Origin of the sequence: Micromonospora sp. TSRI0369, assembly GCF_001905625.1 — a bacterium.
GTDB classification, from domain to species: Bacteria; Actinomycetota; Actinomycetes; order Mycobacteriales; family Micromonosporaceae; genus Micromonospora; species Micromonospora echinospora_A.
Window position 1 is genome coordinate 784,457 of sequence record NZ_LIVU01000002.1, and the last position, 20,998, is coordinate 805,454.

The following is a 20,998-nucleotide window of genomic DNA, read 5'->3' on the forward strand; positions in this document are numbered from 1 at the left end:
CCCGGGGGGCGCCACGCATGGGCGATTCGTTCGCGCATCTGCACGTACACACCGAGTACTCGATGCTCGACGGGGCGGCCCGGCTCAAGGACCTCTTCGCCGAGGCGGCGCGGCTCGGCATGCCGGCGGTGGCGATCACCGACCACGGCAACATGCACGGCGCGAACGACTTCTACAAGCAGGCCATGGACGCCGGGGTCAAGCCCATCCTCGGCGTCGAGGCGTACGTCGCGCCGGAGTCGCGCTTCCACAAGGCGCGGGTCAAGTGGGGGCGCCCCGAGCAGAAGAGCGACGACGTATCCGGCAACGGCGCGATCACCCACATGACCATGTGGGCGAAGAACCGCGACGGCCTGCACAACCTGTTCAAGCTCAACTCCCGCGCCTCCATGGAGGGCCACTACGTGAAGTGGCCCCGGATGGACATGGAGCTGATCGCCGAGCACGCCCAGGGCATCATGGCCACCACCGGCTGCCCGTCCGGCGCGGTGCAGACCCGGCTGCGGCTCGGCCAGTTCGACGAGGCGCTCAAGGTCGCCGCCGCGTACCAGGACATCTTCGGCAAGGACAACTACTTCCTGGAGATCATGGACCACGGCCTCGACATCGAGCGCCGGGTCCGCGAGGGGCTCACCGAGATCGCCCGCAAGCTCGACATCCCGCCGGTGGTCACGAACGACTCGCACTACACCCACGAGGCGCAGGCCGAGGCGCACGACGTGCTGCTCTGCGTGCAGACCGGCAGCAACGTCGCCGACCCCAACCGGTTCCGCTTCGAGGGCGGCGGCTACTTCGTCAAGTCCGCCGACCAGATGCGCGCGGTCGACTCATCCGAGCTGTGGCAGCAGGGCTGCCGCAACACGCTGCTGGTGGCCGAGAAGGTCGACCCGGCCGGCATGTTCACGTTCCACAACCTGATGCCGCGGTTCCCGATCCCCGAGGGCGAGACCGAGGAGTCCTGGTTCCGCAAGGAGACGTTCGCCGGGCTGAAGCGCCGCTTCCCCAACGGCATCCCCGAGGGCCACGTCGTCCAGGCCGAGTACGAGCTGGGCGTCATCATCCAGATGGGCTTCCCGTCGTACTTCCTCGTGGTCGCCGACTTCATCCAGTGGGCCAAGAGCCAGGGCATCGCGGTCGGCCCCGGGCGTGGTTCGGCGGCCGGCTCGCTCGTGGCGTACGCGCTGGGCATCACCGACCTCGACCCGATCCCGCACGGCCTGATCTTCGAGCGGTTCCTCAACCCCGAGCGTGTCTCCATGCCGGATGTCGACATCGACTTCGACGAGCGCCGGCGCGGTGAGGTCATCAAGTACGTGACCGACAAGTGGGGCGAGGACAAGGTCGCGCAGATCGCCACGTTCGGCACGATCAAGGCGAAGGCCGCGATCAAGGACTCGGCCCGGGTGCTCGGCTTCCCGTACGCGGTCGGCGACCGGATCACCAAGGCCATGCCCCCGGCGGTGATGGGCAAGGACATCCCGCTGTCCGGCATCTTCGACCCGAAGCACCCGCGCTACGCCGAAGCCGGCGAGATCCGCGGCCTCTACGAGTCCGACCCGGACGTCAAGAAGGTCATCGAGACCGCCAAGGGCATCGAGGGCCTGATCCGGCAGACCGGTGTGCACGCCGCGGGCGTCATCATGTCCGCCGAGCCGATCATCGAGCACATCCCGCTCATGCGGCGCGACTCCGACGGCGTCATCATCACGCAGTTCGACTACCCGACCTGCGAGTCGCTCGGCCTGCTGAAGATGGACTTCCTCGGCCTGCGCAACCTCACGATCATCGACGACGCGGTGAAGAACATCCAGCTCAACCACGGCCGGGAGATGGACCTGCTCGGCCTGCCGCTGGACGACAAGGCGGCGTACGAGCTGCTGGCCCGCGGTGACACGCTCGGCGTGTTCCAGCTCGACGGCGGGCCGATGCGCTCGCTGCTGCGGCTGATGAAGCCGGACAACTTCGAGGACATCTCCGCCGTCCTGGCGCTCTACCGGCCCGGCCCGATGGGCGTGGACTCGCACACCAACTACGCGCTGCGCAAGAACGGCCTCCAGGAGATCACCCCGATCCACCCGGAGCTGGAGGAGCCGCTGCGTGAGATCCTCGCGCCCACGTACGGCCTGATCGTCTACCAGGAGCAGGTGCAGCGCGCCGCGCAGATCCTCGCCGGCTACACGCTCGGCCAGGCCGACCTGCTGCGCCGGGCGATGGGCAAGAAGAAGAAGGAGATCCTGGACAAGGAGTTCATCCCGTTCCGGGACGGCTGCCGCGAGCGCGGCTACTCCGACCAGGCCATCCAGGCCGTGTGGGACGTGCTGGTGCCGTTCGCCGGCTACGCGTTCAACAAGGCCCACTCCGCCGCGTACGGCCTGGTCTCCTACTGGACCGCGTACCTCAAGGCGCACTACCCGGCCGAGTACATGGCCGCCTTGCTCACCTCCGTCGGTGACGACAAGGACAAGATGGCCATGTACCTGTCCGAGTGCCGCCGGATGCGCATCCAGGTGCTCCCGCCGGACGTGAACACCTCGGCCGGGCCGTTCACCCCGGTCGGCGAGGAGATCCGCTTCGGTCTCGGCGCGGTGCGCAACGTCGGCGCGAACGTGGTCTCCTCGATCATGCGGTGCCGCGAGGAGAAGGGCGACTACACCGACTTCTACGACTTCCTGTCCAAGGTCGACGCCGTCGTCTGCAACAAGAAGACCATCGAATCGCTGATCAAGGCCGGGGCGTTCGACTCGCTCAAGCATCCGCGCAAGGGCCTGCTGGCAGTGCACGCCGACGCCATCGACGCGTACGCCGACGTCAAGCGCAAGGAGGCGGTCGGCCAGTACGACCTGTTCGGCGCCGGCTTCGGCGAGGCGGAGACCGGCGGCACCACCACAGTCATGCCGGTCATCGGCGAGGGGGAGTGGGACAAGCGCGACAAGCTCGCGTTCGAGCGCGAGATGCTCGGCCTGTACGTCTCCGACCACCCGCTGTTCGGCCTGGAACACGTGCTCGGCGCCGCCGCGGACACCACCATCGCCGCGCTGTCGGAGGAGGGCACAGTGCCCGACGGTGCGGTGGTCACCCTGGCCGGCATCCTCTCCGGTGTGCAGCGCCGGGTCACCAAGCAGGGCCGGGCCTGGGCGTCGGCCACCCTGGAAGACCTCGCCGGTGGCGTGGAGACGCTGTTCTTCCCGAACACGTACGAGGTGATCGGCCAGTACATCGCCGAGGACGCCATCGTGGTGGTCAAGGGCCGGGTGGACCGGCGCGACGACACCCCGCGCATCATGGCGATGGACATGTCCATGCCCGACGTCACCAGCAACCCGGCGAACAAGCCGGTCACCCTCACCATCCCGGTGCACCGCTGCACGCCGCCGCTGGTGGAACGGCTCAAGGAGACGCTGGTGCTGCACCCCGGCGACACCGAGGTGCACGTCAAGCTGCTCAACGGCGGCAAGGTCACCACGCTGCGCCTCGGCCCGTTCCGGGTCGCGCCCACCACCGCGCTGATGGGTGACCTGAAGAGCGTGCTCGGCCCGGCCAACGTGAGCTGACCGGGCCGAGCGCCCGCGGGACGTACCGCTAGACGCGGGTGACGCGGATGGCGTCGGCGATCACGTACCCGGTGCTGCCGGACCACCTGCTGACGCCGACCTTGTTGGCGTCCCCGGCGGCCAGGGTGAATGTGCCCAGCGAGCGCCACGCACCGCCGTTGGCGCTCTGGTTCACCGAGACCGTCTGGTTGCCGCTGGTGGTCGCGACGATGTACGGCGTGGAAGTGTTGTAGCCGGCCACGGCCGGATACCAGACCTCCACCCGGTAGGTGGCCGTCGCCGGGATGTTCACCTTGTACCAGGCGGTGTCGCTGGCCGCGACGGGGTTGGCGTACCGGTAGTCGGCGCCGTAGCGCTGCGCCGAGTACGTCGAGGTGCCCCAGTTGGCGCTCGCGGTGAACCGGCCGGCGGTGGTGTTGTCCACGATCGTCGACCAGTCGGTCGGCGGAGGCGTGGTGCCGCCGGTGACGAGCTGCATGTAGTAGGTCCAGTTCCAGTTCGAACCCGGGTCGGTGTGCGTGGCACCCGGCACCTGGTTGTGCCCGATGATGTTGTTCCGGGTCTTCGGGATGCCGTACTTGTCGCACAGGAACCGGGTCAGCGCCGCCGACGACCGGTACATCGCGTCGGTGTACCAGGAGGCGTTGTCGACGTACCCCTCGTGCTCGATGCCGATCGACTGGGTGTTGTAGGTCCAGTTGCCGGCGTGCCAGGCGATGTCCTTGTCCCGCACCATCTGGGTCACCGCGCCGTCGGAGGAGCGGAGCAGGTAGTGCGCGCTGGTGCCGGCGGCGGCGTTCTGGAACCAGCTGATCGAGCCGGCGTAGCTGCCCTGCATGGTGTGGATGACGATGTAGTTGATCGGGTACGCCGACTCGCGGCTGGAGACCGTGTAGTTGGACGAGTTGGCCGGCACCCAGGCCGCCGGGCCGTAGTCGGTGCTCAGGGTGCCGAAGTCGCCGGTGCCCAGCGGCGCCACGTCGGCGTACCGGCCCCGCTGCGGCGCGACCGGACGGCCGTCCACGCTGACCTCGCCGCCTGCGGTCGTCGCGATGAAGCCCCGGGCGAGCAGGTCGTACACGGAGTCGGCGTACAGCCGGGCGGTGGCCTCGTCGGTCGAGCCGCCGTAGCGGGCGATCGGGCCGTACCACTGGTTGACGTCGTCGCGCTGCGCCGCGGTCAGCCCGGCCTCGTCGGCATAGGAGCGCAGCACCGCCGCCGCGCCGGCCACGTTCGCCGCGTCCCGGGTACGCAGTTCGGCGCGGTCCAGCCGGGTCCGGCGCGCGGCCTCGTCGAGGGTCCGCACCTTCGGGTTGCTGGTCAGGTGCATCACGCCGTACCCGCCGGAGGCGCTGGGCTGCCCGCCGTGGCCGTCCAGACGTGTTTCGGCGTACCCGAGCGCGGCGAGCAGGTCGCGCGGCACGTCGGAGCTAGTGGCGGCCCTGTCGAAGGCGGCGGCGAGCGGCTGCGCGCGGTGCTGAGGCGCGGCCTGGGCCGGCTGGCCGGTCAGGCCGATCGTGAGGATCATGGCGCCGCCGAGCAGGGTGCTCACCCGACGCGAGGGTCTCCGAATTGTCACGTCACTCCTCGTCGACTACTTGGGCGACTGGGCTCCCGTCGCCGGTTCGCCGCACCTTATAGCGTGACGTTCGTCTATGTCGATACCTTGCAAAGTGAGCCTTATTGATGAAGACTTCCTTCAGGACTGTGGCATGTGCGGCAGCCGCGCCGCCCGCCCTCCTCTGCGCCCCGGCCAGGTCGGCGCGAGCTGTCCCCGTACCGTCGCGGTCTTGCCCGGCGCGCCACGGCCGGGCAGCATCGTGCGGATGCCGCCGACCGACCTGCTGCGCGTCCGTGACCTGGTGCCCGACTTCCTGGGCTGCGCCGAGGCCGGCCCGCCGCAGCCCTGGACCTCTCGCTACCTGGCCGGGCATCCGGACGTGGTGCGGGCGCTGCGTCGCGACGGCGACTGGTCCGACGCCGCCGGCGTGGCCGCCGCCCTGGACGGGCTCCGCGACCGGGCCGCCGACCTGGCGGCACGAGCCGAGACGGTACGCGCGGCGCTGCCGGACGGCGTCGCGGCGGTGGCCGGGGCGCTGGGCTGGTCCGGTGACGGCGGGCCGGTCGAGTGCGTGGTGCTGGTCGGGCTGAACCAGGCCAACGGCTGGGCCGGTGAGCTGGACGGCAGGTACGCGCTCTTCCTCGCCGTGGAACAGCTCGGCCCACCGGAGGACGTCGACCTGCTGGTGCGGCACGAGGCCGCGCACGTGGTGCACGACCGCGGCGCCGCGATCCGCGACTGGCCCGAGTGCGGGGTGGCGAACGCGCTGTTCACCGAAGGGCTCGCCACCCAGGTCACGGCGGAGCTGGACCCCGGCCGGCCGGACGAGGAGTACCTCTGGTTCGGTCGTCCCGGGCACCGGCAGTGGCTCGACGAGTGCCGCCGCCGGTGGCCGGAGATCCTGCGCCGGGTACGCGCCGACCTCGACGCCACCGACGCCGACCACTACGCCCCGTACTTCCTGATGCGGGACTCGCCGCTGGCCGGCGGCCTGCCCAAGCGGTGCGGCTACCTGGTCGGCCTGGCGGCGGTCCGGCACCTGCGCCGCCACCACTCCCTGCGCGACCTGGCCACCTGGCCCCTGCCCCGGGTCCGCACGGAGCTGGCCGTCGCGCTCCCCGACCTCCCCCCACCGCCCTGACCCCCGCGCCCACCCCCCACCCCCACCGCGCCCGCCCCCACCGCGACGATCATGAAGTTGGCGGCGACAAATCGGACCGTAAATGCCGCCAACTTCATGATCGACCGGGTGAGGAGTTGGTGCGGCGCGCCCCGCCCGACCCCGCGATCTTGCACATTCCGCCCCACGCCCTCGTTCCGCCGCGCGATCTTGCAGCTTCGGCCCTCGGGGACGCGTGTTTGCCCCGATTCGCCGGGGCCGAAAGTGCAAGATCGCGGGCGCGGGCGCGGGCGCGGGCGCGGGCGCGGGCGCGGGTGCGGGTGCGGGGGGCCACGGGGGTGGGATTGGCGGTGTCTAGGGGGCGGTGGGGGTGGTTAGCGTCGGGGGCATGGAGCTGGAGCAGGCACGGAAGTTGTGGCAGCCGGAACCGGGCTGGTTGAACACCGCCACCTACGGGCTGCCGCCCGAGCCGGTGTGGGACGCCGTGCAGCGGGTGCTCGCCGACTGGCGGGGCGGGCGGGCGTCGTTCGAGGTGTGGGACGAGTCGGTCGGGCGGTCCCGGGCCGCGTTCGCCCGGCTGGCCGGTGTGGACGTCGCCGACGTGAGCATCGGCTCCGCCGTGTCGCAGATGGTCGCGCCGATCGCGGCCAGCCTGCCGGCGGGCGCCACTGTGGTGGTGCCCGAGGTCGAGTTCACCTCGAACCTGTTCCCGTGGCTGGTCCAGCAGGAGCGCGGTGTGCGCGTACGCACCGTCCCGCCGGCCGGCCTGGTGGACGCGATCGACGCCGACACCGAACTGGTGGCGTTCAGCGTGGTGCAGTCCGCCGACGGCACTGTGGCCCCGTACGACGAGATCGTCGCGGCGGCCCGCGCGCACGGCGCGTTCGTGGTGGTCGACGCCACGCAGGCGTGCGGGTGGCTGCCGTTCGCCGCGGACCGGGCCGACGCGGTGGTGGTGGGGGCGTACAAGTGGCTGATGGCGCCGCGGGGCGCGGCCTTCGCCTACCTGGCGCCGGAACTGCGCGAGCGGATTCGCCCGGACGCGGCCGGGTGGTACGCCGGCAAGGACCCGCACGCCTCCTACTACGGCCTGCCGCTGCGCCTGGCCGACGACGCCCGGCGCTTCGACATCTCCCCGTCCTGGCTGTGCTACGTCGGAGCGGCGCCGGCGCTGGAGCTGCTCGCCGACCTCGACCCGGAGGCGGTGCGCGCGTACGACGTGGGGCTGGCCAACCGGTTCCTGGCCGGGCTGGGCCGCCCGCCCGGCGACAGCGCGATCGTCTCCGTCGACGTGCCGGACGCGCACGAGCGGCTGGCCCGCGCCGGGGTGCGCGCGGCGGTCCGGGCCGGCCGGGTCCGCGCCTCGTTCCACCTGTACACGACCGAGGAGGACGTGGACCGGGCGGTCGAGGCGCTGACCGGCTGACGGCTCAGCCCGGCGACCGCCCAGGCCACTCAGGCCGCTCAGGCCAGGTGGCCGCCGATCTTCGTGTATCCGCGCAGCAGGTCCCGGGAGATGATCAGCCGCTGCATCTCGTCGGTGCCCTCGAAGATCCGGTACAGCCGGACCTGCCGGTACCAGCGCTCGATCGGCAGCTCACGGGTGTAGCCCATGCCGCCGTGGATCTGGAGCACCCGGTCCACCACCCGGTTGACCATGCCGGCGCCGTAGAGCTTGCCCATCGAGGAGGCGTGCCGGGGGTCGAGGCCCTGGTCGACCGTCCAGGCCGAGCGCAGGATCAGCCAGCGGGCGGCCTCCAGCTCGGTCTCCGAGTCGGCGATCATCCACTGGATGGCCTGGTTGGTGGCGATCGGCGCGCCGAACGTCTCCCGGGTGTTGGCGTAGTCGATCGCCATCTGGAGGGCGCGTTCGGCGATGCCGATGGCGTGCGAGGGGATGGTGTAGCGGCCCTTGCCGATCCACTCCATGCCGAGCGTGAAGCCCTGCCCGATCTCGCCGAGGATGTTGCGGTGCGGCACGCGTACGCCGTCGAAGATCAGCGAGGCGGGACCGCCCTCGCCCATGGTCTGGATGAACTCCGACCGCCAGCCCATGTCGCGGTCCACCAGGAACGCCGTGGCGCCGCCTCGGCGGGCGCCCTTCTCCGGGTCGGTCACCGCGACCACGATGGCGAAGTCGGCGTCGTTGCCGTTGGTGATGAACGTCTTCTCGCCGTCGAGGACCCAGTCGTCGCCGTCGCGGCGGGCCCGCAGCCTGATGTTGGCCGCGTCGGAGCCGGCGCCCGGCTCGGTGATGGCGAAGCAGGAGATCCGTTCCCCCTCGATGGTGGGGATCAGGAACTCGCGCTTCTGCTCCTCGGTGGCGTGGAACAGGATGTTGTCGGCCTCGCCGCCGAAGCGGAACGGCACGAAGCTGCGGCCCAGCTCGGTCCAGATCAGCGACTGCATGACCGCAGGCAGGGCCATGCCGCCGTACTCCTCCGGGGTGGCCAGCCCCCAGAAGCCGAACTTCTTCGCCTTGAGCTGGAGTTCGCGCAGCTCGGAGCGGTCGAGGCCGGGCTGGTGGGCGCGCTCGCGGCGCAGCACCTCCGCCTCCAGCGGCATCACCTCGCGGGTGACGAACGTGCGAACGGTGTCCCGGATCGCGCGTTCCTCGTCGGACAGTGCGAAGTCCACGGTGCCCCCTCAGGTCGACTGGCTATAAACTAGCGCTGGAAGTTTTCCCGCGTCCAGACCCGATGTCGAAAGGAGGATGATGATCAGGTGCCCCGACCCCGACAAGCCCTGCTCACACGCGACCGGATCGTCGAGACCGCGCTGGCGCTGATCGACGCCGACGGGCTGGACGCGCTCTCGACCCGGCGGCTCGCCGCCGCCCTGGGCGTACGCGGCCCCTCGCTCTACAACCACTTCGCCACCAAGGAGGAGATCCTCGACGCGGTGGCCGACGGCGTCGCGGCAACTGTCGACATCGGTGTCTTCGACGAGCGCGAATGGCTCGACGCGCTCGGCCGCTGGGCGCGCTCGTACCGTGCCGCGCTGGCCGCGCACCCGAACATCGTGCCGTACCTGGCGCAGGGGCCGGGCCGCCGTCCGGCCGCGCTCGCCATGGCCGACGCGGTCTACGGCGCGCTGGTCCGGGCCGGCTGGCCGCCCGCGCGGGCCACCCACATCGGCGCCGCGATGCGCTACTTCGTGGCCGGGTCCGCGCTCGGCTCGTTCGCCCGCGGCTTCGTCGAGGACCCCTCGCTCTACGCCGCGCACCCGCACCTCAACCAGGCGCACCGCCTCGCCGGCCACCAGCGCAGCGTGGACGAGGGGGCGTTCGCGCTCGGCCTGGACGCGCTGCTGCACGGCCTCGCCGCCGAGTACGCGGCCACCGTCGCCCCGCTGGAACGGGTCGGCGGTCCGGAGTAGCGTCCAAACTCCCACCGCTAGTTTCCGCCGCCCCCGAAGGACGCCATGGATCTCGCCGCCGCCCCGCCCGCCCTGCTGACGCGCCGCCACCTGCACATCGCCGGTGACTGGGCCGACCCGTCGTCGGACGACACCATCCCGGTGGAGAACCCGGCCACCGCGAGCATCATCGGCGAGGTGCCGGCCGGTACGCCGGCCGACGTGGACCGCGCGGTCGCCGCCGCCCGCGCCGCGTTCCCCGGCTGGGCCGCCACCGCCCCCGAGCAGCGGGCCGCGCACCTGGACCGGCTGCACACCGCGCTCGCCGCCCGCGCCGACGAGATCGCCCGCACCGTCGCGACCGAGCTGGGCACCTCGCTCAAGCTCGCCACCCGCGTCCAGGCCGGGCTGCCGCTCACCGTGCTGCGGAGCATGGTCGAGCTGGCCGCCCGCCCGGCGGCCGAGCAGACGGTCGGCAACTCGCTCGTGGTCCGGGAGCCGGTCGGCGTGGTCGGGGCGATCACCCCGTGGAACTACCCGCTGCACCAGGTGGTCGCGAAGGTCGCGCCCGCGCTCGCCGCCGGGTGCACAGTCGTGCTCAAGCCCAGCGAGCTGACGCCGCTGACCGCGTACCTGCTCTTCGACGCGATCACCGACGCCGACCTGCCGCCCGGCGTGGTGAACCTGGTGCCCGGCACCGGCCCGGTGGTCGGCGAGGCGCTCGCCGCGCACCCCGACGTCGACCTGGTCTCGTTCACCGGCTCCACCGCCACCGGCCGGCGCATCGCCCACCTGGCCGCCGAGCGGATCGCCCGGGTGTCGCTGGAACTCGGCGGCAAGTCCGCGAACGTCGTCCTGGCCGATGCCGACCTGCCCACAGCGGTCAAGGTCGGCGTCGGCAACGCGTTGCTCAACTCCGGGCAGACCTGCACCGCCTGGACCCGGATGCTCGTGCACCGCGACCGCTACGACGAGGCCCTGGACCTGGTCGCGGCGGCGGTGGCCGGCTACCGGCTCGGCGACCCCTTCGACCCGGCCACCCGGCTGGGCCCGCTCGCCTCCGCCGCGCAGGCCCAGCGGGTACGCGACCACGTCGACCGGGCGCTCGCCGACGGCGCCCGGCTCGTCGCCGGCGGCCCGGACGCGCCGCTGCCGCCGCAGGGCCACTTCGTGGCGCCCACCGTTTTCGCCGACGTGCACCCGGACAGCGCGCTCGCCCAGGAGGAGGTGTTCGGGCCGGTGCTCGCGGTCATCCCGTTCGCCGACACCGACGAGGCGGTCGCCATCGCCAACAACTCCCGGTACGGCCTCGCCGGCGCGGTCTGGTCCGCCGACTCCGACGCGGCGCTGGCGGTGGCCCGGCGGATGCGTACCGGCCAGGTGGACATCAACGGCGGCGCGTTCAACCCGCTCGCCCCGTTCGGCGGCTACAAGCAGTCCGGCCTCGGCCGGGAACTGGGCGCGTACGGCGTGGAGGAGTTCACCGAGCTGAAGGCGATCCAGCGGTGAGGGCGCTCGTGGTACGCGGCCGGGGCGAGACACCGGCGGTCGAGGACGTACGCCTGCCCGCGCCCGGCCCGGGCGAGCTGCGGGTACGCATCCGTGCCGCCGGCATCTGCCACTCCGACCTGGCCATGGTGGACGGCACGCTGGCGCCCGCGTACCCGCTGGTGCTGGGCCACGAGGCGACCGGCGTGGTGGCCGAGGCCGGGCCGGGCACGACGATCGCGGTCGGCACGCCAGTGGTGCTCAACTGGGCGCCGGCCTGCCGGGACTGCTGGCACTGCCGGCACGGTGAGCCGTGGCTCTGCGCGGCCAATCCCAACCCGTCCACGCCCCGGGGCGAGACGGCCGCCGGTGAGCCGCTGGAGGTCACGCTCGGGCTCGGCGCGCTCGCCGAGGAGGTGGTGGTGCCGCAGCGCGCCGCCGTACCGGTGCCCGCCGGACTGCCGCCGGAGCAGGCCGCGGTGCTGGGCTGCGCGGTGCTCACCGGCGTCGGCGCGGTCCGCAACACCGCGCGGGTCGCGCCCGGCGAGTCGGTAGCGGTGATCGGGCTCGGCGGGGTCGGCCTGGCCGTGCTGACCGCCGCGCGGCGGGCCGGCGCGTCGCCGATCCTCGCCGTCGACGTGGTGGAGGCCAAGCGGGACCTGGCGCTCGCGGCCGGGGCCACCGACTTCCTGCGCTCCGACGACACGCTCGGCAAGCAGATCCGGGCGCGCACCGACGGGCGCGGGGTGGACCACGCGTTCGAGTGCGTCGGCCGCTCCGCCACCATCCGCGCCGCCTGGCGGGCGACGCGGCGCGGGGGAGCGGTCACAGTGGTCGGCATGGGCGCCCGCGACGACATGCTCAGCCTCTCCGCGCTGGACATCTTCCACTCCGCCCGCACGTTGCGCTCCTCGGTGTACGGCTCGACCGACCCGGACCGGGAGGTGCCGGAGCTGGCCGCCGCGCTCGCCGCCGGTGACCTGGACCTCGGGCCGCTGGTGAGCGGCACGGTGCCGCTGTCGGAGGCGCCCGCGGCGCTTTCCCGGCTGGCCCGTGGCGAGGGCGCCCGCTGGGTGGTGACCTTCCCGGACTGACCCTGCGGCGACCGGATCCGCCGTCCGCGCATCCGGATCGGCAGGTGCGAGCGAACCCTGGGTAGGAGAGCTACCCGGGGGTACGTCCGTTGCTGACCGAGAACATGCCGGCCGGGGCCGCCGAGACGGCCCGCAAACGGCTGACCGCAGCCGCCGAGGACCTGGACGACAACCAGGTCGCCGGGCTGCTGCTCGACCTGGCCGCCGAGGCCGGGGTGGTGCCCGTCTGGGAACAGGTCTGCCTGCCGCTGCTGGGTGCGCTGCGCGGCGACGGCGCCGCCGAGATCGCGATGGAGCACGCCCTCTCCGAGGGGCTGCGGGTCGGGCTGGACGTGTTCGGCCGAGAGCCGACCCGGCCGTTGCCCGCCCAGGGCGTACTGCTGGCCGGCGCGGAGCACGAGACGCACTGCCTCGGGCTGCACGCGCTCGCCGCGGCGCTGCGCGAGCGCGGGCGCGGCGCCCTGTACCTCGGCCCGGCCCTGCCCTGGTCCGCGCTGGCCAGCGCGGCGGAGCGGGTCCGGCCGCGGGTGGTGGTGGTCTGGTCGCAGACCCCGGTGACCGGCCGCGCGTACCGCCTGGTCCGCCTGCGTCGCGACCTGCCGGGGGTACGGGTGCTCGCCGCAGGCCCGGGGTGGATCGAGCCGTTCCCGCCCACCTCGGCCGTGCCGCAGCGCCTCACCACGCTCGGCGAGGCCACGCTGGCCTGCCTGCGCGGCGTGAGCCCTGCCTGACGCCCGGCGCGTTCAGGCGGCGCGGAAGCCGCGCAGCAGCACGGCGACCGCGGACTCCGGGTCGAAGTTGTCCTCCGGGCAGGCGAGCTGGTTGCTCAGCAGCCCTTCGATCAGCGCCAGCAGCATCCGGAAGTGGGCCGGCGGATCGGTCGAGCCGAGCGCGGCGAGCAGCGGCTCTCCCCGTTCGGCCAGCCGCGCCCGCCCGGCCTCGATCGCCGGGCGCAGGTCGGGCCGCACGGCCGCCTCGACGAACAGCGCGTACCGGGCCAGCGTGACCACCCGCCGCTGATCGGTGAACTCCCGGATCAGCTCGCCGAGCACCTGCGCGAACGCGGCGACGTCGCCGGGTGGCAGGTCCACGGCGAGCCGCTGCCAGGCCAGCGCCTCCACCTCGACCAGCCGGTCGAACACGCCCGTGACCAACGCCTCCCGGGTGCGGAACCGGTTGGACGCGGAGCCCTCGGGCAGGCCCGCCTCGGCGTCCACGGCCCGGTGGGTGAGATGCCGCGGCCCGCCGGTGCCGAGCACCCGGATGGCGGCGTCGAGCAGGAGTTGCCGGCGATCGGTCACCCGGCCAGACTACAGCCGTAGTGCAGCCGACTACATCTGTAGTACGGTGGCGGAATGGGCGGACGAGCGGTCGTGGTCGGGGGCGGGATCGGCGGGCTCGCGGCGGGCATCGGCCTGCGGGCGGCCGGCTGGCAGGTGACAGTCCTGGAACGGTCCGCCGCGTTGCCGGACAGCGGCACCGGGCTCGGCATCTGGCCCGGCGCGATGCGCGCCCTGGACGCGCTCGGCGTCGGCGACGAGGTGCGCCGCCGGGGCCGCCGCCAGTCCGGCGGATCGATCCGGCGCCCGGACGGCAGCCGGATCGCCACCATCGACGTCGACCGGCTGGAACGCCGGCACGGCGAGCCCGTCCACCTGGTCACCCGGCCGGTGCTGCTCGCCGCCCTGGCCGGTGCGCTGCCCGCAGCGGCGCTGCGCCTCGGCGAGCCGGTGACCGACCCGGGGCCGCTGCTCGACGCGTACGACCTGGTGGTCGGAGCGGACGGGATCAACAGCGTGGTGCGCGCCGCGATGCACGGCGGGCGCTACCCGCTGCGCTACGCGGGCGCGGTGGCCTGGCGCGGCGTTGTCGACCTCGACCTCGATCCGGGCGAGGGCGGTGAGACCTGGGGGCGGGGGCGCAAGTTCGGGCTCACGCCGGCCGGGCCGGGCCGCACCAACTGGTACGCCGCGGTGCGGCTGCCCGAGGGGCATCCGGCGCCCCCTGACGACCGCGCCGAGTTGCGCCGCCTCTTCGGCGACTGGCACCGGCCGGTGCCGCAGGTGCTGGACGCGCTCACTCCGGAGGGGGTCCTGCGGCACGAGATCCGGGACCTGACGCCGCTGCCCTCCTACGTGGCCGGCCGGACCGCGTTGCTCGGCGACGCCGCGCACGCCATGACGCCGGACCTGGGGCAGGGCGCCTGTCAGGCGCTCATCGACGCGGTCGCGCTCGCCGACTGCGTACGCGAGGCCGGCGACCTGCACGCCGCGCTGCTGGCGTACGACAGGCGCCGGCGGCGGCCCACGCAGCGGATCGCGGCGGGCGCGCGCTGGGCGGGGCGGCTCTCCGGGGTGCGGCGGCTGCTGCCGGTGCGCGACGCGCTGCTGCGGGTGGCGCTGGCGACCGGTCCGCCGGCCTGACGCGGGGCGCGGTCGCGGGCCCGCGAGTCCGGCCGTGACCTGGCTCACATCCGATACGAAACCGTTCCGTATCGAAATCGGTTCACCTACGCTCGGCTGCGTTACGAGTCTGACCCGTATCGTATTTCGACTCGGGTGAAGCGGGGGGAGAACCGCAGTGGAACCGCACGAGAACACCGGACACCCGAGGAGGTGGGCGATCCTCGGGGTGCTGGTGATCAGCCTCCTCGTGGTCGTCCTCGACAACACCATCCTCAACGTCGCGCTGCGCACCCTCGCCGACCCGGTGCACGGCCTCGGCGCCACCCAGGGCGAGCTGGAATGGGCGATCAACTCCTACACGCTCGTCTTCGCCGGGCTGCTGTTCACCTTCGGCGTGCTCGGTGACCGGCTCGGCCGCCGCCGCTTCCTGATCCTCGGGCTGGCGCTGTTCGGGCTGGCCTCGCTGCTGTCGGCGTACGCGCAGGACCCGGCCCAGCTCATCGCGGCCCGCGCGCTCATGGGCGTCGGCGGCGCGGCCATCATGCCGGTGACGCTCTCGATCATCTCCAACGTCTTCGACCCGCGCGAGCGGGCCAAGGCGATCGGCGTCTGGGCCGGCGCGGTCGGCCTCGGCGTGGCGATCGGCCCGGTGCTCGGCGGCGCGCTGCTGGAGCACTTCTGGTGGGGCTCGGTCTTCCTGATCAACGTGCCGGTGGTGGCGCTCGGCGTGGTGCTGGTCGCGGCCCTGGTGCCGGAGTCCCGCGACCCGAAGCCCGGCCGGGTCGACGTGCCCGGCGTGCTGCTGTCCGTGGTCGGCCTGGTCGCGCTCACCTACGGCATCATCGACGGCGGCGAGCACGGCTTCGACCGGCCGCAGGTGTGGGTCGCCGTGCTGGGCGGCCTCGCGGTGCTCGGCTGGTTCATCGTCCACGAGCTGCGCAGCGACCACCCGTCGCTGGACGTACGGCTGTTCCGGGTGCCCCGCTTCGCCGCCCCGGTGGCCCTGGTCGGGCTGGTCTTCTTCGCCGCCATGGGCGTGATGTTCTTCGGCGCCTTCTACCTGCAGCTCGTGCGCGGCTACAGCCCGCTGGAGAGCGGCCTGCTGTTCCTGCCGTTCGCGGTGGCCCAGCTGATCTTCGCCCCGCGCAGCGCGGCGATGGTCCGCCGCTACGGCGGCCGGTCGGTGGCGGCGGTCGGACTGCTGCTCACCGCCACCGCGCTCGGCGCGTTCGTCTTCATCGACGCGGACACCCCGATCTGGATCTTCTCGGCGCTCGGGTTCCTCCAGGGCGCCGGGATGGCCAACATCATGCCCCCGGCCACCGAGTCCATCATGTCGTCGCTGCCCCGGGAGAAGGCCGGCGTCGGGTCGGCCGTCAGCAACACCGTGCGGCAGGTGGCCGGCGCGCTCGGCGTGGCGGTGCTCGGCTCGGTGCTCTCCGCCGTCTACCGCGACCAGGTCGCCCCGGCGGTGGCCGCGCTGCCCGCCCCGGTACGCGACGCGGCCCGCGAGTCGGTCTCCGGGGCGTACGCCGTCGCCGACCGGCTCGGCCCGGCCGCGCCGCGGCTCATCGACGCGGCGAACGACTCGTTCGTCTCGGCCATGCACTGGGCCGCCGGCGTCTCCGCGGTGGTGGCCGCGCTCGGCCTCGTCATCGTGCTGCGGTGGATGCCGGGCCGGCCGGCCGCCGCCCCCGGCGCGACGCCCGCCACGGACCGGGAGCTGGCCGGGGCCGCATAGGTTCGTGGACAATGTCTGACATGACTTCCACGGCGGATGCTCCGCGGTCGCCCGGGCGACCGCGGAGCACCCGCGCGGACGAGGCGATCGTCGACGCCACCCTCGACCTGCTGGCCGAGGGCAACAGCATCGAGGCGCTGACCATCGAGGCGATCGCGACCCGCGCCGGAGTCGGCAAGGCCACCATCTACCGCCGCTGGCCGGGCAAGGACGCGCTGCTGCTGGACGCGCTGCGCACGCTCAAGGGGCCCGCGCCGCACTGCGCCGGACGCTCCGTCCGCGACGACCTGGTGCTGCTCGTCGGCGCCGTCGGCCAGCACGCCGACCCCCGGGCCCGCAAGATCATGCCGTGCCTGGTGCCCGAGGTGAACCGCAGCTCGGCCCACCGGCAGGCGTACGAGGCGATCGTCGAGCCCCGCCGAGAGGCGTTGCGCGAGGTGCTTCGCCGCGCGATCGACCGCGGCGAACTCCGCGCCGACATCGACGTCGAGGTGACCATGGCGCTGCTCACCGCGCCGATGCTCACCCAGCGGATGCTGCAGTGGCACGCCGGGGACGAGCGGATGCTGCCCGAGCGGATCGTGGACACCGTCCTGGACGGCCTGCGCGTCCGCTGACCCCGGGTCGCCGTGCCCGGCCCGCTCAGCGGGCGGGCGTGCGCAGGCGGTGCAGGCGCAACGCGAGCTGCACCTCCAGCGCCCGCTCCGGCCGCTGCCAGTCCGCGCCGAGCAGTTGCCCGACCCGTTCCAGCCGCTGGGTGACAGTGTTCACGTGCACGTGCAGCTGCTCGGCGGCCCGGGCCAGGCTGCCGCCCACCCCGAAGTACGCCTCCAGCGTCTTCACCAGCGCGGTGCCCCGCCGCGCGTCGTAGTCCACCACCGGACCCACTGTCGCGGTGAGGAACCGGGACACGTCCCGGTCCCCGGCGTCGCCGACCGCGCCCAGCAGCAGCCCGACGAAGCCCAGCTCGGCGGTGCTCGCCCCCTGCCCGGCCCGGCCCAGCGCGCCGAGCGCGGACAGGCAGCGCTCCGCCTCGGCGAATGTGACGGCCAGCGACGCCGGCCCGGTCGACGGGCCGCTCGCCCCGGCGGTCACCGGCCGGCCGGTCAGCCGCGACAGGTCCCGGGCCACCGCCCGGGCCGCGCCGCCCGCGTCCTGGCCGGGCAGCATCAGCACCACCCGCCCGTCGCGCGCCGCCGCCAGGCCGCCGCGGGTCGAGGCGTACGTGGTGGCCCAGGACAGCACGCGCTGCCGGGCCGAGCCGGTCTCGGCGAACGCGTCGTCGCCGACCGCCACCAGCACGTGCGGCGCGTCCAGGTCCACCCCGATGCGGCGGGCCCGCGCCCGCAGCGCGTCGGCGTCGCGCAGCGGCCGGGCGATCAGGTCGTCCAGCAGCTCGCCGCGGACCCGCCCCTCCGCCTCGGCCACCGTGCGGCGGAACAACAGCAGCAAAGCGGTCACCAGCGCGGCGCGCTCCAGGATGCGCTGGTCGGCGTCGACCAGCTCGTCGTCCGGGCGCAGCACCAGCGCGCCCAGGTTCTCCGCGCCGGCCACCACCGCGGCGTACCAGAGCGGACCCCGGCGCACGCTGCGTCCCTCGGTACGCGACGCGGCCACCGCCTCCACGATGTCCGCCCGGTCCGGCTCCTCGATCTCGCCGACCCGGGCCAGCCGCCGGCCCTCGGCGTCCAGCGCCAGCAGCGCCCCGCCGAGCACCTCGGTGACCGCCGCCGCCACGTCCTCCATCCCGCCGCCGCGCACCACCAGCGCGGTCATCCGGTCGTGCGCGGCGGCGGCGCGCTCCACCGAGCTGCTGTGCGCCCGGATCGTGCTGTTCGCCGCCGACAGCTCCGCCAGCGCCGCCCGCGTCTCGGCGAGCAGCCGCGCGGTGTCGATCGCCACCGCCGCGTGCGCCGCGAGCGACACCAGCAGCGACACCTCCTCCCGGGCGAACGGCCGGGCCGAGCGGTTCGCCGCGTACAGCACGCCGATCACGCTGGAGCCCAGCCGCAGCGGCACGCCCAGGATGGCCACCAGGCCCTCCTCGCCCACCCCGCCGTCGATCTCCCCGGTGTGCCGGAACCGCTCGTCCTCCTGGTAGTTCGAGGTGACGTACGGCGTGCCCGTCTGCGCCACCAGGCCACCCAGGCCGTCACCGAGCTCCAGCCGCAGCCGCTGGAACCGGGCCGAGATCGAGCCGTCGGTCACCCGCATGTACGTGTCGCCGCGCTCCTCGTCGTTGAGCGTCATGTACGCCACGTCGGTGCCGAGCAGGATCCGCGCCCGGTGCACGATCGCGCGCAGCACGTCGTCCAGGTCGCGCAGCCCGGCCAGGTCGCTCGCGGTGTCGTACAGGCCGGACAGCTCGGTCTCCCGGCGGCGCCGGCGGGCCAGCAGCGCCCGCACCCGCAGCGCCACCACCTTCGCCTGCTCCAGCTCGGCCAGCCGCTCGGCGGGCAGCCCGGCGGCGCGCGCGGCGACGAGCGGGCCCTCGAACTCGACCGCGGCTGCCTCGCGCGCCAGCAACTCCAGGAACTCGACCGGCGACGACATGACCGACATTGTGCGGGGCGCCACTAGTTCGCCGTCCAGCCCCCGTCGAGGGCGATCGAGGCGCCGGTGAGGAACGCGGCGGGCGGGGAGCACAGGTACGCCAGCAGCTCGGCCACCTCCTCCGGCTCGATCAGCCGCTTGATCGCCGCCCGGGCCAGCATGATCTTCTCGATCACCTCGTCCTCGCCGATGCCGTGCGTGGCCGCCTGGTCGGCGATCTGGCTCTCCACCAGCGCGGTGCGCACGTACGCGGGGTTGATGCAGTTGGCAGTGACGCCGTGCGCGGCGCCCTCCAGCGCGACCACCTTGGACAGGCCCTCCAGCGCGTGCTTGGCCGAGACGTACGCGGCCTTGAACGGCGAGGCGCGCAGCCCGTGCACCGAGGAGATGTTGACGATCCGGCCCCAGCCGTTCGCGTACATCCGGGGCAGCGCCCGGCGCACGAGCAGGAACGGCGCCTCGACCATCACCCGCTGGATGTACTCGAAGCGCTCGACCGGGAAGTCCTGCACCGGCGAGACGTGCTGGAGGCCGGCGTTGTTGACCACGATGTCGGCGTCGACGTCGAGCCGGTCCACCGCCGCCGGGTCGGCCAGGTCGATCCCCACCGCCCGGCCACCGGCCTCGGCGGCCACCGCCTCGGCCGCAGCCGTGTCGCGGTCCAGCACCACCACTGTCGCGCCGGCCGCCGCCAGGCGCAGGGCGCAGGCGCGTCCGATGCCGCTGCCGCCGCCGGTGACCAGCGCGGTGCGGCCGGTCAGGTCGACGTGTACGACGTGGGGGACCACCACGGGTTCTGCCGTCATGGCGCATGAACGTACGAGCCGGGTGCCGCCGGGCACATGGGGCGGCGGCACATACTCCACCGCCTGCGTGTGTGGTGCGCCGCGTCACCGCCCGAGCCCGGCGTGTCCGGCCGACCCGGCGTCGGCGGGCACCAGTAGGGTGTGTCGAACACACGTACTGCTGGCGGCTCGGGGAGGAGGCGGCGTGCGGGTGCTGGGCGTCGACCCGGGGCTGACCCGGTGCGGGGTCGGCGTGGTCGAGGGTGTGCCGGGCCGCCCCTGCACGCTCGTGGCCTACTACGTGGTCTACACCGACCCGGCCGACGACCTGCCGCTGCGCCTGCTGCACCTGGACCGCTCGCTCACCGACCTGGTCGCCGAGCACCGTCCCGACGCGGTCGCCGTGGAGCGCGTGTTCAGCCAGCACAACGTCCGCACCGTGATGGGCACCGCGCAGGCCAGCGGCGTCGCGGTGCTCGCCGGGGCCCGGGCCGGGCTGCCGGTGACGACGTACACGCCGAGCGAGGTGAAGGCGGCGGTGACCGGCTCCGGCCAGGCCGACAAGGCGCAGATGACCGCGATGGTCACCCGGCTGCTGCGGCTGCCCGAGCCGCCGAAGCCGGCCGACGCCGCCGACGCCCTGGCGCTGGCCATCTGTCACGTGTGGCGCGGCGGCACCCGGTCCAAGCTGGCCGCGGCCGCGCAACGGGCCCGACGAGGAGGGACGCGATGATCGCGAGCGTACGCGGCACGGTGACCGCCACCGGCCCGGATCACGCGGTGGTGGAGGTGGGCGGCATCGGCCTGGCCGTGCAGTGCGCCCCCGGCACCCTCGCCGAGCTGCGCGTGGGCCAGCCGGCCCGGCTGGCCACCAGCCTGGTGGTCCGGGAGGACTCGCTCACGCTCTACGGCTTCGCCGACGACGACGCCAAGCAGCTGTTCGAGCTGCTCCAGACCGCCAGCGGGGTCGGTCCCCGGCTGGCCCAGGCGGTGCTCGCCGTGCACACGCCGGACGCGGTCCGCAAGGCCGTCGCCAACGCCGACACCGCGGCGCTGACGCGGGTGCCGGGTATCGGCAAGAAGGGCGCCGAGCGGCTGGTGCTGGAGCTGCGCGACCGGATCGGCCCGGTGCCGGTGGGCGCCGACGGCGCGGCCGGGGTGACCGGCGGCGCCTGGCCGGATCAGGTACGTCAGGCGCTGGTCGGGCTGGGCTGGACGGCCGCCCAGGCCGAGCAGGCGGTGGCCGCGGTGGCGGAGACCGTCGACGGTGAGGCGCCGCCGGTGCCGGTCCTGCTCAAGCAGGCGATCCGCCTCCTGGGCCGGACCCGATGACGGGCCCGCGC

17 protein-coding genes are annotated in these 20,998 nt (G+C 73.6%); 12 read left to right on the forward strand and 5 right to left on the reverse strand.

All coding sequences use genetic code 11. The features are described from left to right. The first annotated feature begins 17 nt into the window (after positions 1-17). Positions 18-3,551, forward strand: coding sequence for a DNA polymerase III subunit alpha (gene dnaE, locus AMK25_RS08875; protein ID WP_073827636.1), 3,534 nt, complete (start codon positions 18-20; stop codon positions 3,549-3,551). 28 nt (positions 3,552-3,579) lie between these two features. On the opposite strand, the gene AMK25_RS33215 is transcribed toward dnaE, so the two are convergent. After that, complete coding sequence (locus tag AMK25_RS33215; RefSeq protein WP_443189903.1) at positions 3,580-4,530, reverse strand: golvesin C-terminal-like domain-containing protein; 951 nt, start codon at positions 4,528-4,530, stop codon at positions 3,580-3,582. Positions 4,531-5,377: 847 nt separating this feature from the next. On the opposite strand from AMK25_RS33215, the gene AMK25_RS08885 reads away from it, so the two are divergent. After that, positions 5,378-6,253, forward strand: a complete 876-nt coding sequence (locus AMK25_RS08885; protein ID WP_073827804.1) for a hypothetical protein — start codon at positions 5,378-5,380, stop codon at positions 6,251-6,253. Between the two features lie 367 nt (positions 6,254-6,620). Beyond that, the gene (locus AMK25_RS08890) at positions 6,621-7,658 is read left to right on the forward strand and encodes an aminotransferase class V-fold PLP-dependent enzyme (protein WP_073827638.1); all 1,038 of its coding nucleotides are present in this window, start codon (positions 6,621-6,623) and stop codon (positions 7,656-7,658) included. Between the two features lie 38 nt (positions 7,659-7,696). Here AMK25_RS08890 and AMK25_RS08895 read toward each other — a convergent pair whose 3' ends face one another. Further along, positions 7,697-8,869, reverse strand: a complete 1,173-nt coding sequence (locus AMK25_RS08895) for an acyl-CoA dehydrogenase family protein (protein WP_073827639.1) — start codon at positions 8,867-8,869, stop codon at positions 7,697-7,699. Positions 8,870-8,956: 87 nt separating this feature from the next. Between AMK25_RS08895 and AMK25_RS08900 the strand changes: the two genes are divergently transcribed. From AMK25_RS08900 to AMK25_RS08915, 4 genes are all read left to right on the forward strand, one after another. After that, complete coding sequence (locus AMK25_RS08900; protein ID WP_073827640.1) at positions 8,957-9,610, forward strand: TetR/AcrR family transcriptional regulator; 654 nt, start codon at positions 8,957-8,959, stop codon at positions 9,608-9,610. A gap of 45 nt (positions 9,611-9,655) precedes the next feature. Next, the gene (locus tag AMK25_RS08905; protein WP_073827641.1) at positions 9,656-11,098 is read left to right on the forward strand and encodes an aldehyde dehydrogenase family protein; all 1,443 of its coding nucleotides are present in this window, start codon (positions 9,656-9,658) and stop codon (positions 11,096-11,098) included. Next, positions 11,095-12,171 (forward strand): alcohol dehydrogenase catalytic domain-containing protein, encoded by a 1,077-nt coding sequence (locus AMK25_RS08910; RefSeq protein ID WP_241826286.1) that lies wholly within the window; start codon positions 11,095-11,097, stop codon positions 12,169-12,171. Before AMK25_RS08905 ends, AMK25_RS08910 begins: the two co-directional genes overlap by 4 nt. A gap of 89 nt (positions 12,172-12,260) precedes the next feature. Next, positions 12,261-12,902, forward strand: coding sequence for a transcriptional regulator (locus tag AMK25_RS08915; RefSeq protein ID WP_241826287.1), 642 nt, complete (start codon positions 12,261-12,263; stop codon positions 12,900-12,902). A 12-nt stretch (positions 12,903-12,914) separates the two neighbouring features. Here AMK25_RS08915 and AMK25_RS08920 read toward each other — a convergent pair whose 3' ends face one another. Then, complete coding sequence (locus AMK25_RS08920) at positions 12,915-13,472, reverse strand: TetR/AcrR family transcriptional regulator (RefSeq protein WP_073827642.1); 558 nt, start codon at positions 13,470-13,472, stop codon at positions 12,915-12,917. Positions 13,473-13,526: 54 nt separating this feature from the next. Between AMK25_RS08920 and AMK25_RS08925 the strand changes: the two genes are divergently transcribed. The 3 genes from AMK25_RS08925 to AMK25_RS08935 all read left to right on the forward strand — a co-directional run bounded on the left by AMK25_RS08925 (position 13,527) and on the right by AMK25_RS08935 (position 16,934). Further along, the gene (locus AMK25_RS08925; RefSeq protein ID WP_073827643.1) at positions 13,527-14,594 is read left to right on the forward strand and encodes an FAD-dependent monooxygenase; all 1,068 of its coding nucleotides are present in this window, start codon (positions 13,527-13,529) and stop codon (positions 14,592-14,594) included. A gap of 157 nt (positions 14,595-14,751) precedes the next feature. Then, entirely contained in the window at positions 14,752-16,317 is a 1,566-nt protein-coding gene (locus tag AMK25_RS08930; protein WP_073827644.1) for an MFS transporter, read from the forward strand. Between the two features lie 11 nt (positions 16,318-16,328). Next, positions 16,329-16,934 (forward strand): TetR/AcrR family transcriptional regulator, encoded by a 606-nt coding sequence (locus AMK25_RS08935; protein ID WP_073827645.1) that lies wholly within the window; start codon positions 16,329-16,331, stop codon positions 16,932-16,934. 25 nt (positions 16,935-16,959) lie between these two features. On the opposite strand, the gene AMK25_RS08940 is transcribed toward AMK25_RS08935, so the two are convergent. Together AMK25_RS08940 and AMK25_RS08945 are read right to left on the reverse strand one after the other, a co-directional pair. Then, positions 16,960-18,879, reverse strand: a complete 1,920-nt coding sequence (locus tag AMK25_RS08940; protein WP_073827646.1) for a helix-turn-helix domain-containing protein — start codon at positions 18,877-18,879, stop codon at positions 16,960-16,962. 14 nt (positions 18,880-18,893) lie between these two features. Further along, positions 18,894-19,676: a 3-hydroxybutyrate dehydrogenase gene (locus AMK25_RS08945; protein WP_073827647.1), complete on the reverse strand. Its 783-nt coding sequence runs from the start codon at positions 19,674-19,676 to the stop codon at positions 18,894-18,896. A gap of 184 nt (positions 19,677-19,860) precedes the next feature. On the opposite strand from AMK25_RS08945, the gene ruvC reads away from it, so the two are divergent. Beyond that, entirely contained in the window at positions 19,861-20,388 is a 528-nt protein-coding gene (gene ruvC / locus AMK25_RS08950; RefSeq protein WP_073827648.1) for a crossover junction endodeoxyribonuclease RuvC, read from the forward strand. Continuing rightward, positions 20,385-20,987 (forward strand): Holliday junction branch migration protein RuvA, encoded by a 603-nt coding sequence (gene ruvA, locus AMK25_RS08955; protein WP_073827649.1) that lies wholly within the window; start codon positions 20,385-20,387, stop codon positions 20,985-20,987. The genes ruvC and ruvA overlap by 4 nt, the downstream gene beginning before the upstream one ends. Positions 20,988-20,998 lie beyond the last annotated feature (11 nt).